Source organism: Marinagarivorans sp. (assembly GCF_982758155.1).
The window spans coordinates 1-13,499 of sequence record NZ_CEXWTU010000079.1; the positions used below are offsets into that span (position 1 = coordinate 1).

12 protein-coding genes are annotated in these 13,499 nt (G+C 46.9%); 3 read left to right on the plus strand and 9 right to left on the minus strand.

Annotated features, from left to right (window positions below):
• Positions 1-129: 129 nt before the first annotated feature.
• The gene (locus tag AC3A8L_RS10475; protein WP_487962199.1) at positions 130-1,485 is read left to right on the plus strand and encodes an MATE family efflux transporter; all 1,356 of its coding nucleotides are present in this window, start codon (positions 130-132) and stop codon (positions 1,483-1,485) included.
• Positions 1,486-1,562: 77 nt separating this feature from the next.
• Here AC3A8L_RS10475 and AC3A8L_RS10480 read toward each other — a convergent pair whose 3' ends face one another.
• From AC3A8L_RS10480 to AC3A8L_RS10500, 5 genes are all read right to left on the minus strand, one after another.
• Positions 1,563-2,072: a DUF6942 family protein gene (locus tag AC3A8L_RS10480; protein ID WP_487962200.1), complete on the minus strand. Its 510-nt coding sequence runs from the start codon at positions 2,070-2,072 to the stop codon at positions 1,563-1,565.
• An 18-nt stretch (positions 2,073-2,090) separates the two neighbouring features.
• Positions 2,091-3,398 (minus strand): histidinol dehydrogenase, encoded by a 1,308-nt coding sequence (gene hisD / locus AC3A8L_RS10485; protein ID WP_487962201.1) that lies wholly within the window; start codon positions 3,396-3,398, stop codon positions 2,091-2,093.
• A gap of 75 nt (positions 3,399-3,473) precedes the next feature.
• Complete coding sequence (locus AC3A8L_RS10490) at positions 3,474-4,553, minus strand: AI-2E family transporter (RefSeq protein ID WP_487962202.1); 1,080 nt, start codon at positions 4,551-4,553, stop codon at positions 3,474-3,476.
• A 63-nt stretch (positions 4,554-4,616) separates the two neighbouring features.
• Positions 4,617-5,201 carry a 1-acyl-sn-glycerol-3-phosphate acyltransferase gene (locus AC3A8L_RS10495; RefSeq protein WP_487962203.1) on the minus strand — a complete coding sequence of 195 codons (585 nt, stop codon included), beginning with the start codon at positions 5,199-5,201 and terminating at the stop codon, positions 4,617-4,619.
• Between the two features lie 3 nt (positions 5,202-5,204).
• Entirely contained in the window at positions 5,205-6,788 is a 1,584-nt protein-coding gene (locus tag AC3A8L_RS10500) for a peptide chain release factor 3 (protein WP_487962204.1), read from the minus strand.
• A 787-nt stretch (positions 6,789-7,575) separates the two neighbouring features.
• On the opposite strand from AC3A8L_RS10500, the gene AC3A8L_RS10505 reads away from it, so the two are divergent.
• Positions 7,576-8,148: an outer membrane beta-barrel protein gene (locus AC3A8L_RS10505; RefSeq protein ID WP_487962205.1), complete on the plus strand. Its 573-nt coding sequence runs from the start codon at positions 7,576-7,578 to the stop codon at positions 8,146-8,148.
• A 233-nt stretch (positions 8,149-8,381) separates the two neighbouring features.
• On the opposite strand, the gene AC3A8L_RS10510 is transcribed toward AC3A8L_RS10505, so the two are convergent.
• The 4 genes from AC3A8L_RS10510 to AC3A8L_RS10525 all read right to left on the minus strand — a co-directional run bounded on the left by AC3A8L_RS10510 (position 8,382) and on the right by AC3A8L_RS10525 (position 13,015).
• Entirely contained in the window at positions 8,382-8,885 is a 504-nt protein-coding gene (locus AC3A8L_RS10510; protein WP_487962206.1) for a regulatory protein RecX, read from the minus strand.
• A 278-nt stretch (positions 8,886-9,163) separates the two neighbouring features.
• Entirely contained in the window at positions 9,164-10,201 is a 1,038-nt protein-coding gene (gene recA, locus AC3A8L_RS10515; RefSeq protein ID WP_487962207.1) for a recombinase RecA, read from the minus strand.
• 159 nt (positions 10,202-10,360) lie between these two features.
• On the minus strand, positions 10,361-10,858 hold the full coding sequence (locus tag AC3A8L_RS10520; RefSeq protein WP_487962208.1) for a nicotinamide-nucleotide amidohydrolase family protein: 498 nt from the start codon (positions 10,856-10,858) through the stop codon (positions 10,361-10,363).
• A 57-nt stretch (positions 10,859-10,915) separates the two neighbouring features.
• Positions 10,916-13,015 carry a PAS domain-containing protein gene (locus AC3A8L_RS10525; protein ID WP_487962209.1) on the minus strand — a complete coding sequence of 700 codons (2,100 nt, stop codon included), beginning with the start codon at positions 13,013-13,015 and terminating at the stop codon, positions 10,916-10,918.
• On the opposite strand from AC3A8L_RS10525, the gene AC3A8L_RS10530 reads away from it, so the two are divergent.
• A complete protein-coding gene (locus AC3A8L_RS10530; protein ID WP_487962210.1) occupies positions 13,010-13,330 on the plus strand; it encodes a hypothetical protein in 321 nt (106 codons plus the stop codon). The genes AC3A8L_RS10525 and AC3A8L_RS10530 overlap by 6 nt on opposite strands.
• Positions 13,331-13,499: the final 169 nt, after the last annotated feature.

The following is a 13,499-nucleotide window of genomic DNA, read 5'->3' on the forward strand; positions in this document are numbered from 1 at the left end:
CTTTTTGCTGAAAATTAATCCACGATGGTTTTTATTTCACCTTGAAAGGGCTGGGCTCCTACTCTAATTAACGCAGCCTCTTACATTTTGTTATTCTCTGCACTTACCCAAACTAGAGATTAACGCCCCGTGCCTAACGTAGCACCCTCACAGACAGCGCCATTAACCTACCGCACGATCATCAATAAAGCATGGCCCATAATGCTTGCCAATATAGCCCTTCCGTTATTGGGGCTTATCGATACAGCGGTTATTGGCCACTGGGGCAACACGACAGACCTCGCCGCTTTAGCCCTCGGCAGCCTTGCACTCAACGTGATTTTTTGGAACTTTGGTTTTTTACGTATGAGCACCACAGGCTTTATTGCACAAGCCGACGGCCGCAACGACGACATCGCCAAAGTACAAACCCTTATTCGAGCTCTCGCCATTGCATTATTTTTTGCCGTATTGTTATTGCTAGGTAAAACGATTATTACAAAAGCTGCGCTCACTATACTCAACCCACCTAGCGACACCTATACAGCAGCCTTTAACTATATAAACATTCGCCTTTGGGCTGCGCCTGCCAGCTTAATAAACTTTATTATTATTGGCTATTTAATTGGCTTAGCCCGCAACCGAATACTATTAGCGCTGCAGTTATTTTTAAATGGCGCCAATGCTGTTTTAGATATATTAATGGTAAGCCTATTCGATATGGGGGTAGAGGGCATCGCCATTGGAACGTTAATCGCAGAATATATGACGATGACAATCAGTTTAATCTGGCTATTTAAAACCCAGTTACCCAAAGGTCGCTATGCAGAAATCCTAAACCGACTCTGGAAAGGTAGCGCCCTATTCTCGCTACTTAAAAGCAACCGGGACATATGGCTGCGCACCCTATTCCTATTAGCGGGCTTTGTAGGTTTTACCCACTACAGTGGCTATTATGGGTCATCGCAATTGGCGGCCAATCATATTCTGCTACAAATAATATCGTTTTCCGCCTTCTTTTTAGATGGCTTCGCTAACGTCACCGAAGCCTATGTCGGCAAAGCTATTGGCCAACACAATAAAAAGGGATTCATCAATACAATACGAAAAACCAGTTTTTTAGCGTTGATTACAGCCGTCGGTCTAGCGCTAACATTCATAACATTAGGTAAGTACTTGCTTCTAGCGCTAACCGATTTGCAGCACATACAGATCATCGCTCAAACCTATTTGCCTTTTGTCGCCGTCTACATTGCCGTTTCCTGTGGTGCATTTCAGCTAGATGGTATTTTTATTGGCGCCAACGCAAGCGCCGCTCTCAGAAACGCCTCTATCTTATCAACAACCCTAATTTTTGGCTTATGGTATTGGTTATTGCCGGGTATAAGCATGAGCGCTTTATGGTTTACATTTGTTATTTTTGTTATTTTACGCAGTGTCTTTTTAGGCGCTTACTTACCGCAGCTTATCAAACAAAGCTTCCCGACAAAGGCTGACGGAAATTAATAGCGTTGATGCCTTAGTTAAGTAATAGCCGCCATTAATGCGCCACAAATTCCAGGGGGGTTACGTTTCGCTAGCGCTTAGAAGTGAACTTTAATTAACGCAGCGAGCCTTGCAATTCGTTCATTGGATAGTTGCCGATAATCCAGATAAGGGCAAACAATGAGCTTATGCGCCGCATTAATCGCTAAATGTGCGTCCAGCCAATCTAAAGAAGGCAGGGCCAATTCGGCGGCATAGGTTTTACCCGTGACTATTTTAATATGGGAAGCGGTTATCTCAGGCGGACTAAACAGCAATGATTCAGAGGAGTGTGCCTGTAACAAATGGTGATCGCGATAGTCTTGCCAGCAACTGGCCGCATTGCCAGTAAGCTCTGCCCAGTCTACTTCCCACAAAATTTTAGCAAACACATTAAAGGCTTTGCGCCAATGGTTACTATTATTCGCCACAATATTTTGCAACTCACCAGCCATTAATGGCTGCAGGGATTGCAACGATGGGTATTGATCATTCAAAGGTCGATTCGCAATATAGATTGCCAACCGAACCTTTGATGCGCCGACACCCACCACCTCTGAGTTATTCATCCGTTAAAAAACTGGCAGCTAATCAGTAATGCGGTATTCAGCCGAACGAGCATGCGCCTCGAGTGATTCCGCCCGCGCAAGGTGGCTAGCCACTTTACCTAATTTACTGGCACCACTTTGTGAGCAATAAATTATAGAGCTTCGCTTTTGAAAATCATAAACACCGAGAGGTGAAGAGAAACGTGCTGTGCCCGATGTCGGCAATACGTGGTTAGGGCCCGCGCAATAATCACCTAGAGCTTCAGATGTGCTCACGCCCATAAAAATAGCGCCGGCATGTCGAATATCATCAACCAATGCTTCTGGATCAGCAACGGCCAATTCTAAGTGCTCCGGCGCAATGCGATTACTAACAGCAACCGCTTCGTCTAAACTAGTGACAGCAATTAAAGCACCGCGCTTGCGCAGTGAAATAGCGGCAATTTCGTTGCGCGCCAAAGTTGGCAAAAGCTTTTCTAAGCTCGCTTGCACCGCATCTAAATGCGCTTGATCGGGCGAGATTAAAATTGCTTGCGCATCTTCATCATGCTCGGCCTGGCTAAACAAATCCATCGCTAGCCAATCCGGGTCGGCGGTACCGTCAGAGATAATTAAAATTTCACTGGGGCCTGCAATCATATCAATATCAACAGTACCAAATACCGCGCGCTTAGCTTCAGCAACATACACATTGCCTGGCCCTACAATTTTATCGACTTTTGGAATTGTTTGAGTCCCGTAAGCTAACGCAGCTACCGCTTGCGCACCGCCAACGGTATACAGGCTATCTACCCCCGCAATCGCGGCAGCGGCCAGCACTAATTCGTTAACGACTCCGTCCGGTGTTGGTGTTACCAATACAACATCTTGAACACCAGCCACCTTGGCCGTTACCGCGGCCATCAAAACAGAAGATGGATAAGCCGCTTTACCGCCAGGGGCATAAACACCCACGCGATCCATCGGCGTAATTTTTTGCCCTAGCTGATTACCAAGATCATCAGTGTAACGCCAGCTTTCTTGCAACTGATGCTTGTGATAACTCGCAATGCGGTCTGCTGCCGACTGCAAAGCCGTGCGATCTTCTTCGCTAATATTGGCCAATGCTTGCTGTAAACGGTCGTGTCCATAAACCAACTGGCTCATACCGCTAACCGCTAACCGATCAAACTTATGGGTATACGCCAAAACAGCTTCATCACCGCGTTTACGCACATCAGCAAGAACGCCCTTCACAACAGCTTCAACCTGTTCATGAGTGCCTTCTTCCCACGCCAAAAGTGCATTAAGCTGCACATCAAAGGTGGTGTCGGATGACGTTAAGCGCTTGATAATACCGCTAGACATAATTACCTCAAGTAGACCAATAGAATAAGAAATAAATTGTAACAGGTCTTAGTCAGCTAAGAGTAAAGCCTGTAATTACTTTGCCGTATTAGAACCGGCACTAGGTAAAGCAAACTCACCGCGTACCGCCTTAGAGGCCACCGTGCCGGAACCCAGCATAATACCCACCCAGCGTGTTTCATCGAAACTTTCAAGTGCAATTTTAACGGTCATAGTCAGCGGGATAGAAAGCAGCATGCCAATAGTGCCCAACACCCAACCCCAAAAAACTAACGACAAAAATACAACCAATGCCGATAAATCCAAGCCCTTACCCATAATGCGCGGCTCTAAAACATTACCCATTACCACGTTTACAAAAACAAAACCCATTGCCGTCAAAACAGCATCGCCAACACCCAATTGCACGAGCGCCAACAATACCGCAGGCACCGCCGCCAAAATGGAACCCAACGTAGGAATAAAATTCAATAGGAAAGCCAGAAGCCCCCACAACACAAAATAATCAACACCCAAAAACCACAACCACAACATGATGAGAATGCCGGTGGCCAAACTCAAGCCCGACTTAATCGCCATGTAGCGATTCACTACAATTTTAAATCGATTAAGCGCCTCAAGCGTTTTCTGATAATTTGCGCTGGCTAATTTAATTTTATCGGTAAAGCCCACTTCTTCGGCAAGAATAAATACAACGGTTAATAGGATTAAGAAGGCATTGGTCATCATGTTACCCAGGTTCGCTAAAGCACTACCCGCAAAACCTAAAACCGCCGAGGGATTAAAGCTGTCTTTCAATTGTGACATTTCAATATTCAAGCCTAAGCTTTGCAGCTTAAGAAACAAGCCTGCCGTTAGCTCCGTTAAACGCAATTGGTATTCAGGTAGGTCTTGTCGAAAGTTACCGATGGCCGAACCCACCACCGTGCCGACGCCTAAACTGGCGATAACGACAACGCCAATAATCATAAAAATAGCAATGCCGTTGGGAACACCACGCTCTTTTAGCCACACCAACGGGGGCGAGCATAAAACAGATATAAAGAGCGACAATAAAAAAGGAACAAGCAATGATTCAGCCGTGCGCATACCCGCGACCACAATCACAAAACACGCTGCACCAAATAAAAAACGTACCACGGGCGATGTAGACATTCATTCAATCCTTGTACCGTTAGTTATATGTAAGATTTAGCTTATGTGTAATATTTAGAAAGTTCACTGCCACTCAGGCTGACGAGCCTGATAACGATTGGTTAAATACTGCCGAATCGCTGCGCAGTCTTGCTCGTGATCACCCGTCAGGGTCCACACTTTTTCCAGCACCACGCGTTTAGTCGGGTAATCCCAGGCCACTAACATCACAGGGACATTCGCAGAATCGGCTACCCGCAAAAAGCCCGTTTTGTATTTTTCGACTTTAGTGCGCGTACCTTCTGGGGTAATTAAGAGCCACGCTTGTTCTTGCGAATTAAACCACCGGGTTAACGAGCCCACTACACCGCCCGAATGCCGACGCGCTACCGGCACGCCACCCAGCCATTTAAACAGGCCCGAAAAAGGCCAAAAGAACGCTTCTTTTTTCATTAAGTATGACGCTTTAAGCCCCAAACTTAGCACCACTAACATGGCTAAAATGAAATCCCAATTTGAAGTATGTGGTGCAGCAGCAATAATCAACTTAGGAGCATTCGGTAATTCCCCTTCCGCACGCCACCCCAGAAGGGCCAGCAAACGCTGCCCAATCCAACGTGTTACGGCATTTCCTTTGCGCGGGGCTTGCGGCGGTAATCGTATACTCACAATTTAGTGCTCTCTTGTTGCTCTGAAACGTACTTCTGGGTAGCGCTCTTGAGATAACGACAAATTAACGCGTGTCGGCGCTAAATAGGTTAAATGTCCGCCGCCATCAATACTGAGGTTATCGGCACACTTTCGCTTGAATTCATCAAACTTTTTAGGGTCCTCACAATCCACCCAACGTGCCGTCGCGACATTCACAGGCTCGTAAATAGCCTCAACTTTGTATTCGTCTTTCAAACGATAAGCCACCACTTCAAACTGCAGTACCCCCACCGCACCCACAACAATATCGTTATTATTTTTTGGAAAGAACACCTGCGTACTACCCTCTTCCGATAGCTGCTGTAAACCTTTTTGCAAAGCCTTAGTTTTAAGTGGATCCTTCAAGCGTATACGGCGGAATAGCTCGGGTGCGAAGTGTGGAATGCCCGTAAACTTTAACGTTTCCCCTTCAGTAAAAGTATCGCCAATTTGAATAGTACCGTGATTATGCAGGCCAATAATATCGCCGGCTTGAGCAACTTCAACAGCACTGCGATCACCGGCTAAAAAGGTAACAGCATCACTAATACGAATATCTTTGCCCAAACGCACATGGCGCATTTTCATGCCTTGATGATAGCTGCCCGAACACACACGCATAAACGCGATACGGTCACGGTGCTTAGGGTCCATATTGGCTTGAATTTTAAATACGAAACCGCTGAATTTTTCTTCCTCTGGCGCCACTTCACGTGGTGCCGCAGGGCGAGCTAAAGGTTTAGGAGCGCACTCCACAAAACCGTCTAGCATTTCACGTACACCAAAATTACCCAATGCTGTCCCAAAAAATACCGGGCTTTGCTCGCCGCGTAAATAGGCCTCTACATCAAACTCGGGTGTTGCACCGCGCACCAATTCGATTTCTTCGCGGGCATCATCAATATAAGGTCCCATTAGCGCGGCCGCTTCGTCGCTATCCAGCCCTTTAATTTGAATATCGTCGGGGATCATGTGACCTTGCCCTTGCTTAAAGACACTGATCGTATCGGTCACTAGGTTATAAACGCCTTTAAACTCTTTACCCATGCCTAAAGGCCAGTTAATGGGGGCGCAGGATATTTTCAAGACACTTTCAATTTCATCGAGTACTTCGATCGGGTCGCGAATATCGCGGTCCATTTTGTTAATGAAGGACAAAATCGGCGTATCGCGCAAGCGGCAAACTTCCATCAGCTTAATGGTGCGATCTTCCACGCCTTTAGCGCCATCAATCACCATTAAAACCGAATCCACGGCGGTCAAAGTACGGTAGGTATCTTCCGAGAAATCTTCGTGGCCAGGGGTGTCCAGTAGGTTAACCACACGACCTTTGTAGGGGAACTGCATAACAGAAGAAGTAACAGAAATACCGCGTTCTTGCTCCATGCTCATCCAATCAGACTTAGCATGCGGGCCTTTCTTACCTTTTACAGACCCTGCAATCTGAATCGCCTGCCCCCATAAGAGCAGCTTTTCTGTAATCGTGGTTTTACCGGCATCTGGGTGAGAGATGATAGCAAACGTGCGTCGCTTATTGATTTCATTGACAAAATTGCTATCACTCATACAGATTAAACCCTTATTTACACCCAAATTTACAGTCGCTTACGCAGTATTCCCCTGAGGAGCCCTCAAAAGGCGCGCCATTATACATCGCATTCCGCAATCGTACGGATTTAGGGTGTTTTTCTATTAGGGCAGATCCATGCCCCCCATTGGGAGCGAGACGAAAAGAGTTCACTCCATTTGGCGAAGGGCCCGATAGGGAAGCATTAGGGACGAGGAAACAATATTTCATCCACCAATGCTTGATCTCTACACCCTTGCCTTAGCTACTCAAAGCGTTACATACCTCGGTAACTCCTCCATGCGTTATTCTAACAACCTGCCCCCTGCAGGCACTCTAGTCTAATTGGATAAACTATTATTGCCTCGCCCCTTTCTCCGGCAGACAAGAGCCTGCCATGACGAGGACGCTCAACTTGTCACACAGGTAGCTGAAGCATTCAAAGAACAGCTTAAGGACATATGGCATAATCTACCCCGCTACTGGCTAGATTGTTATTGTAATCGATGCTCAAGCTAGAGTTGCCCCTGGACGGGCCTAGGCGAGGCAATAAAGGCAGACCAATACGAGGGCAAATACATCCCAAAAAATCTAAATTTTTTACCTCACTTACAACTTTAGCGCATTACTTTAAATCTCAAACAGCCAGCCGCTCACTAACCAGCCAATCACGCATAAAAACTTAACGGTACCTAAATTTAAGAGAAAGCCCCTAAAGCACAGATCAGCGCTTAGAAAACTATACGATTTCATTATTTTGGATATTAACTTAGGTAAGGATTTTCAATGTTTTTCCCATCAAATATATTAGCATTTACTTTTTGCATGCTAACCGTGAGCCTTTTTTCAGAGCGAGCAAGTGCAGGTAACTTTTTCCTTCACCCAGAACTTGGCGTTACTCATATCGATGTTGAATATCAATATCGCCCATCTGAAGATTTTTCGGGAACTGAAACTAGCGTAGCGTTTGGCGGAAATGCAGGCTACAAATTCGCTTCAAACGTGCTGATTTCAGGAGCCCTAAACCTTCATTACGGACCGAGCATTTTCGGTGCTGGCGATAGAGTGCACGTACGAGATGCCAGTGTAATGGCAGGCTACGCAATACATTTCAGCCGCTGGTTTAGACTAACCCCTATGGTTGGTTACAGTCGATGGACCTTTCAAAGCAAAGAAGGTGCCCATCGGAACTCTGGCCCAGAACTGGATGAGACCTATAGAGGCGAGGGGTATTTAGCAAAAATGAATATGGAAATTCCGCTGAAAAAAAGATTTTCATTAAATGCTTCGACGACCTATGGCGAATTTGATTATGGCCGATTAGTCACTTTAAGATTTGGCGTCATATTTTATTTGTAGGAAGAGTGCTAAGGGGAGTGCTAAGGGGAGTGCATGAAATAACTTCCCGTTTTTGAATTCCTGGGGGCACGCTTGCCTTCGTTAAAAATATTTGCAATAGCCGGCTATTACGCCATATTTTCGCCTCGTCAAGCAAGCACCCACAAACCCAAATCCCAGCAATTCATTCCATGCACGCCCCTAACCGGTATTTTCTAGGCCGCCCAGCCACACAAAGCCCTTCGCGCCCTGAATCACCACTCATCCTCGGGCATACACTTCAGCCGTTCAAACAAGCGGCTTATATCATCACCGCCAAAGCCACGATATTGTAAAAAACGGTATTGCTTAGCTCTTTCTTTTTGATCTTGCGGTATGGCTTTGAATTTTTTGCGCCAAGCCCTTTCAATAAGTATTGCCGCAGTAAAATCGCCTTGCGCTTCTTCGGCAAGTATCTCTTCTGCCGTAGCGGCGCTAATACCCTTTAACTTAAGCTCTTGAATAATGCGCCGCTCACCCAAGCCTCGATATAACCTATCCCGAATAAAGGCCAGCGCAAAACGTTGATTACACTGATAACCTTGCGCGACCAAACGCTCGAGCACCGGCGCTATATCGCTATCATCACATTCAAATTTACGCTTTAACTTTTCACGCAACTCTAGTTGGCTATGGTCGCGCCGGGCTAATAATTCTATCGATTTACTATAAAGGTCGCGGTGTTTATCAGGGTTATAGGTAACTTGATCATTCGTCATATCACTTTCCTGCAGGCAATAAAAAAGCGCTGCAACCCTCGTTGCAACGCTTTTTAGGGGCGAGGGAATAATCGTTTATCCAATTAGGCGAAGAGGTCGGCTTTCTTATCAAGGCGCTTAAAGGGGCGCATGCCAGGGCCTATAGGACATAGGTCAGTAGTGTAACGCAGGAGCAGTTACCGAGGCATGTAACGCTTTGAGCAACGAAGATAAGGATGTCGACATCAAGCATTAGTGGATTAAATATTGCTCCTTCGCCCCTTAGTTAACCGTTTAGGTTACGCATCTTCTTTTGCATCTGAAGCTGCAGCTTCTTTAGCGTCTTCTGGATCGCCAAGCAGCTCTTTTTTGATCTCTGTTTCTAACCGCTCGGCAAGCTCTGGATGCTCTCGTAAATATTGAATAGAGTTTTGCTTACCTTGGCCAATTTTTTCGCCTTCGCAACTATACCAAGCGCCGGCCTTGTCGACTAAACCCAGCTTTACACCGTAATCGATCACTTCACCTAAACGGTTAATACCATGCCCGTATAGAATTTGGAATTCGGCCTGCTTAAACGGTGGCGCCACTTTGTTTTTCACGACTTTTACGCGGGTTTCCGAGCCTACCACTTCATCGCCCTCTTTAACCGCACCGATTCGGCGAATATCTAAACGTACAGAAGCATAAAACTTCAGTGCATTACCACCTGTTGTGGTTTCGGGGTTACCGAACATAACGCCAATTTTCATACGAATTTGGTTAATAAAAATCGCCAAGCAATTAGCGTTTTTAATATTACCCGTAATTTTACGCAGTGCTTGCGACATTAAACGGGCCTGCAAACCAACGTGGTGATCGCCCATATCGCCTTCAATTTCGGCCTTAGGGGTAAGTGCAGCAACGGAATCCACAACCAAAACGTCAACCGCACCAGAACGCACTAGCATATCGGCAACTTCTAAAGCTTGCTCACCGGTATCCGGCTGAGAAACGATAAGATCATCCACATTTACGCCCAGTTTCTCGGCATAGATAGGATCGAGGGCATGCTCAGCATCGATAAACGCACAAATACCGCCTTTTTTCTGCGCCTCAGCAATAACCTGTAAAGTTAGCGTGGTTTTACCTGAAGATTCTGGACCATAAATTTCAACAATACGGCCTTTAGGTAAACCGCCAATGCCTAAAGCAACATCTAACCCCAATGAGCCCGTCGAGATACTCGGAATGGCAACACGCTCTTTGTCACCCATGCGCATCACGGTGCCTTTACCAAACTGGCGATCAATTTGCGTAAGTGCTACAGCTAAGGCTTTTTCTTTATTTGCGTCCATTAGTATCCCCTGTGGGTAAGTACGGTTATTGCGTAGAGTAAAGCAACAATAATCAATGTGAAAAATGAGATTGCGATAAGACGGTGTATTCTATCGTCTTCGCTGGAATGTTTGAAGGATAAGACAGAAATACTGGTTAGGCAACCATGAAATGTATATTTAACCAGTACTTTTCAAGAATTCCGATAAGCCTGTAAGCGCAAACAATACTGCCTGCTCCCTCACGGCATCTCTATCTCCTTGAAAACACTGCGTTGTTTGAACTTGGCTGCTAGGCGTGCCCCATGCAAAACACACGGTGCCCACCGGTTTATTTACTGTTGCACCGCCAGGCCCTGCAATACCCGACACAGCAATACCGTAATCCGCCGCCGCAAAGGCACAGACACCCGCCAGCATTTGCGCGACAACGGGCTCGCTAACAACGCCATGCTGCGCAATCGAGTGCTCAGAAACCGACAATAGCTGTTGCTTAAAGCGATTACTGTAAGTAACCAAGCCGACCTCTAACCAGCCAGAGCTACCAGCAACAGCCGTAATCGCCGCCGCTATTGCACCGCCAGTACACGATTCAGCGGTTGTCACTACTGCACCCCGCTGCTGCAGAAGATCGCCCAGCTCTTGCGCAGCCAACTGTACTTCCTGATTAATCAGCAACGCAAAAGGACTCCGTGCTGATTAGTGTGGCTTTATATGCCGGATTGGCGGGGTATTTCACAGCGCCTCCTCTGCAATTTCCGTGCTTTGACCCGAAGTACGCGGTGCCACAGCATTTTGGCTCACCCTATTATGGCTAGCGGAAGAACATTCCCATAAACGATTCAGAGCTGACATCAACTGCCCCACATCCAGCGGTTTAGTCAGGTACTCATCAAAACCCGCCGCCAAACCTTTCGTGCGATCATGGCTCATAGCATTCGCCGATAAGGCAATAATCGGGATATCGCGGGTCAGAGAATCCGCCCTTAAAATTTCGATAGCCTCATAACCATTCATACCGGGCAAATTAATATCCATAATGATTAAGTCTGGCTGGCTCACACGCGCCGCAAAAACCCCCTTAAATGCATCGCTAGCAATTTCTATATCGATGCCGCGGTAACGTTCGAATAATTTTTGGATAAGCCGCTGATTAGCTTCATTATCTTCAACATAAAGCACTCGCTTGTCGCCACATTCCAGCAACTGGAAAGACTCTGGAGAGGAGACCGGCACAGGCTCTGTAATGGATGGCAGCTCGCTCATAAGCGGAAGCTCCAGCCAAAAACAACAACCGCCTTCATCGCGATTATAAAAGCCAATATCCCCCCCCATTTGCCTGACGAGCTGGCGCGTAATAACTAGGCCTACGCCACTTCCTTCAATGTCTGTTTGCTCTGCACCCAAGCGACAAAAGGGCTGGAAGACCTCACTCAATTTATCTTTTGGAATCCCTCGGCCCGTGTCTTTAATTTCTACCCGCATGGAGCTTTGATCGGTAAAGAGACATTCAACCTCCACCTTACCAAAAGGCTTGTTGTACTTAACGGCATTACTCAATATATTTAAAAATACCTGCTTTAGCCGGAGCCGGTCAGCACTCACACGCTGATCAGTAACGGCTTGCATGGCGAGCTTCAATTGGATGGAAGATTCATCCGCACGAGGCTGCACATAACTGAGGCATTCGGCCAGTAACCGGCTAGGGTCTACAGGCTCCATGCACATATCCATTCGGCCAGCTTCAATTTTAGCCAAATCTAAAACATCACCTATGAGCGTCAGTAAGTAGCGCCCAGCTTTCGCAATTTCAACCACGTTATTGCGCTGCTCACTCGACAACTTAAGATCGCTTTCGAGAATATGGGAGAATCCCAAAATAGCGTTTAACGGGGTGCGTAGTTCGTGGCTCATGCTTGAAAGGAAATCGGATTTTGCACGGTTAGCCGACTCTGCCTGCTCTTTTGCCGCCAGAACATGCTCCTCGGCCTCTTTGAGCTTGGTAATACTCATATTCGTACCCGACATTCGCATCGGCACGCCATTTTCATCAAAGGCCATATGCCCTCGCCCACGAATCCAGCACCAACTGCCATCGCGATGCCGAATACGGTACTCAACATCGAATGCTTCTTTGGTCTTGATATGGCGATCAATGGCGGCATCAAACATTTTGCCGTCTTCGGGGTGCATACGCTTGCGCCAAGCTTGTAAGCGATCGACACTCTGCGTTACAACATCGTCCTTATCGGTATAACCCAGCAGCTCCCAACAACGATTCGAAAAAGTGAACCCACTTTGCTCGGAGCTCCACTCCCAAAAACCATCGTTTGATGACTTAATAATACGCGCATGCCGTGCCTCACTCAGCAATAACGCTTGCTCGGCCTGCTTGCGATTCGTTACATCAAGGGCGATACCACTGATGTAATACACCCAACCGGTTTCGTCACTGGTGGTATCCGCATGCATCTCCGTCCACAACCAACCGCCATTTTTTTTGCGCGTACGGTAAGTAACCTGTGCCGGCCCACCCTCCCGTAGGGTTTTGCGAATGATCAGCATCAAACCATCAAGGTCATCGGGGTGTATATATTCAAAGTAACGACGGGTTTCAGCAATTTGCTCAACATCTTTATCGCTATAACCTAAAAATGCCCAATAGCCACCGCTCCAAGCAATGCAGTCACGGCTTAGGTCCCAGTCAAAATAACCATAATCGTTAGCGCCTTTAAAAATACGCCGATGGCGCGCCAAGCGCTCATCATCAGTAACACCTGCAGTGCGATTTCGGCGAAGCCAGCGCCAAGGCTTTAATAAGGAAGAAATATGCATTGGTTATATCAAACCCTGTACCCAGAAGAATCGATGCTTATGACACCACTGCGTATGACTATACTACAGGGTAACAACGTTTTCTTTGCGGGAGGGCACATGGGCATAGCGCAACTGAGCAAACAAATAGGGAAAAGTGTAGAGCACGAACTAACACTCATTTTTGCCACTATGGGTGATAGTTACCTACCGGAAGCTTCTCACACTAGCCTGCCTTTAGACGGCTACGATGGCATAACACAGCACGGAATGGATGCGAGCGGGTATTCTTCGGGCCCTTCAGCCTCGTCGCCCCCTACAACACAGGCGCACTGACGCATCCCTCTATTTGCTTCACCTCGTCTTGATACAGCGGCCCAGTACGAATAGGCATAGACCGCAGGGTAATTCAGCTCAAGTAAGGCAAGAACGAAGCTCGTTCGGCGAAGGTCGTAACGCAAGAATTATTCTCTTCATGCAGAGCACATCAAACCCTATTTTTTTT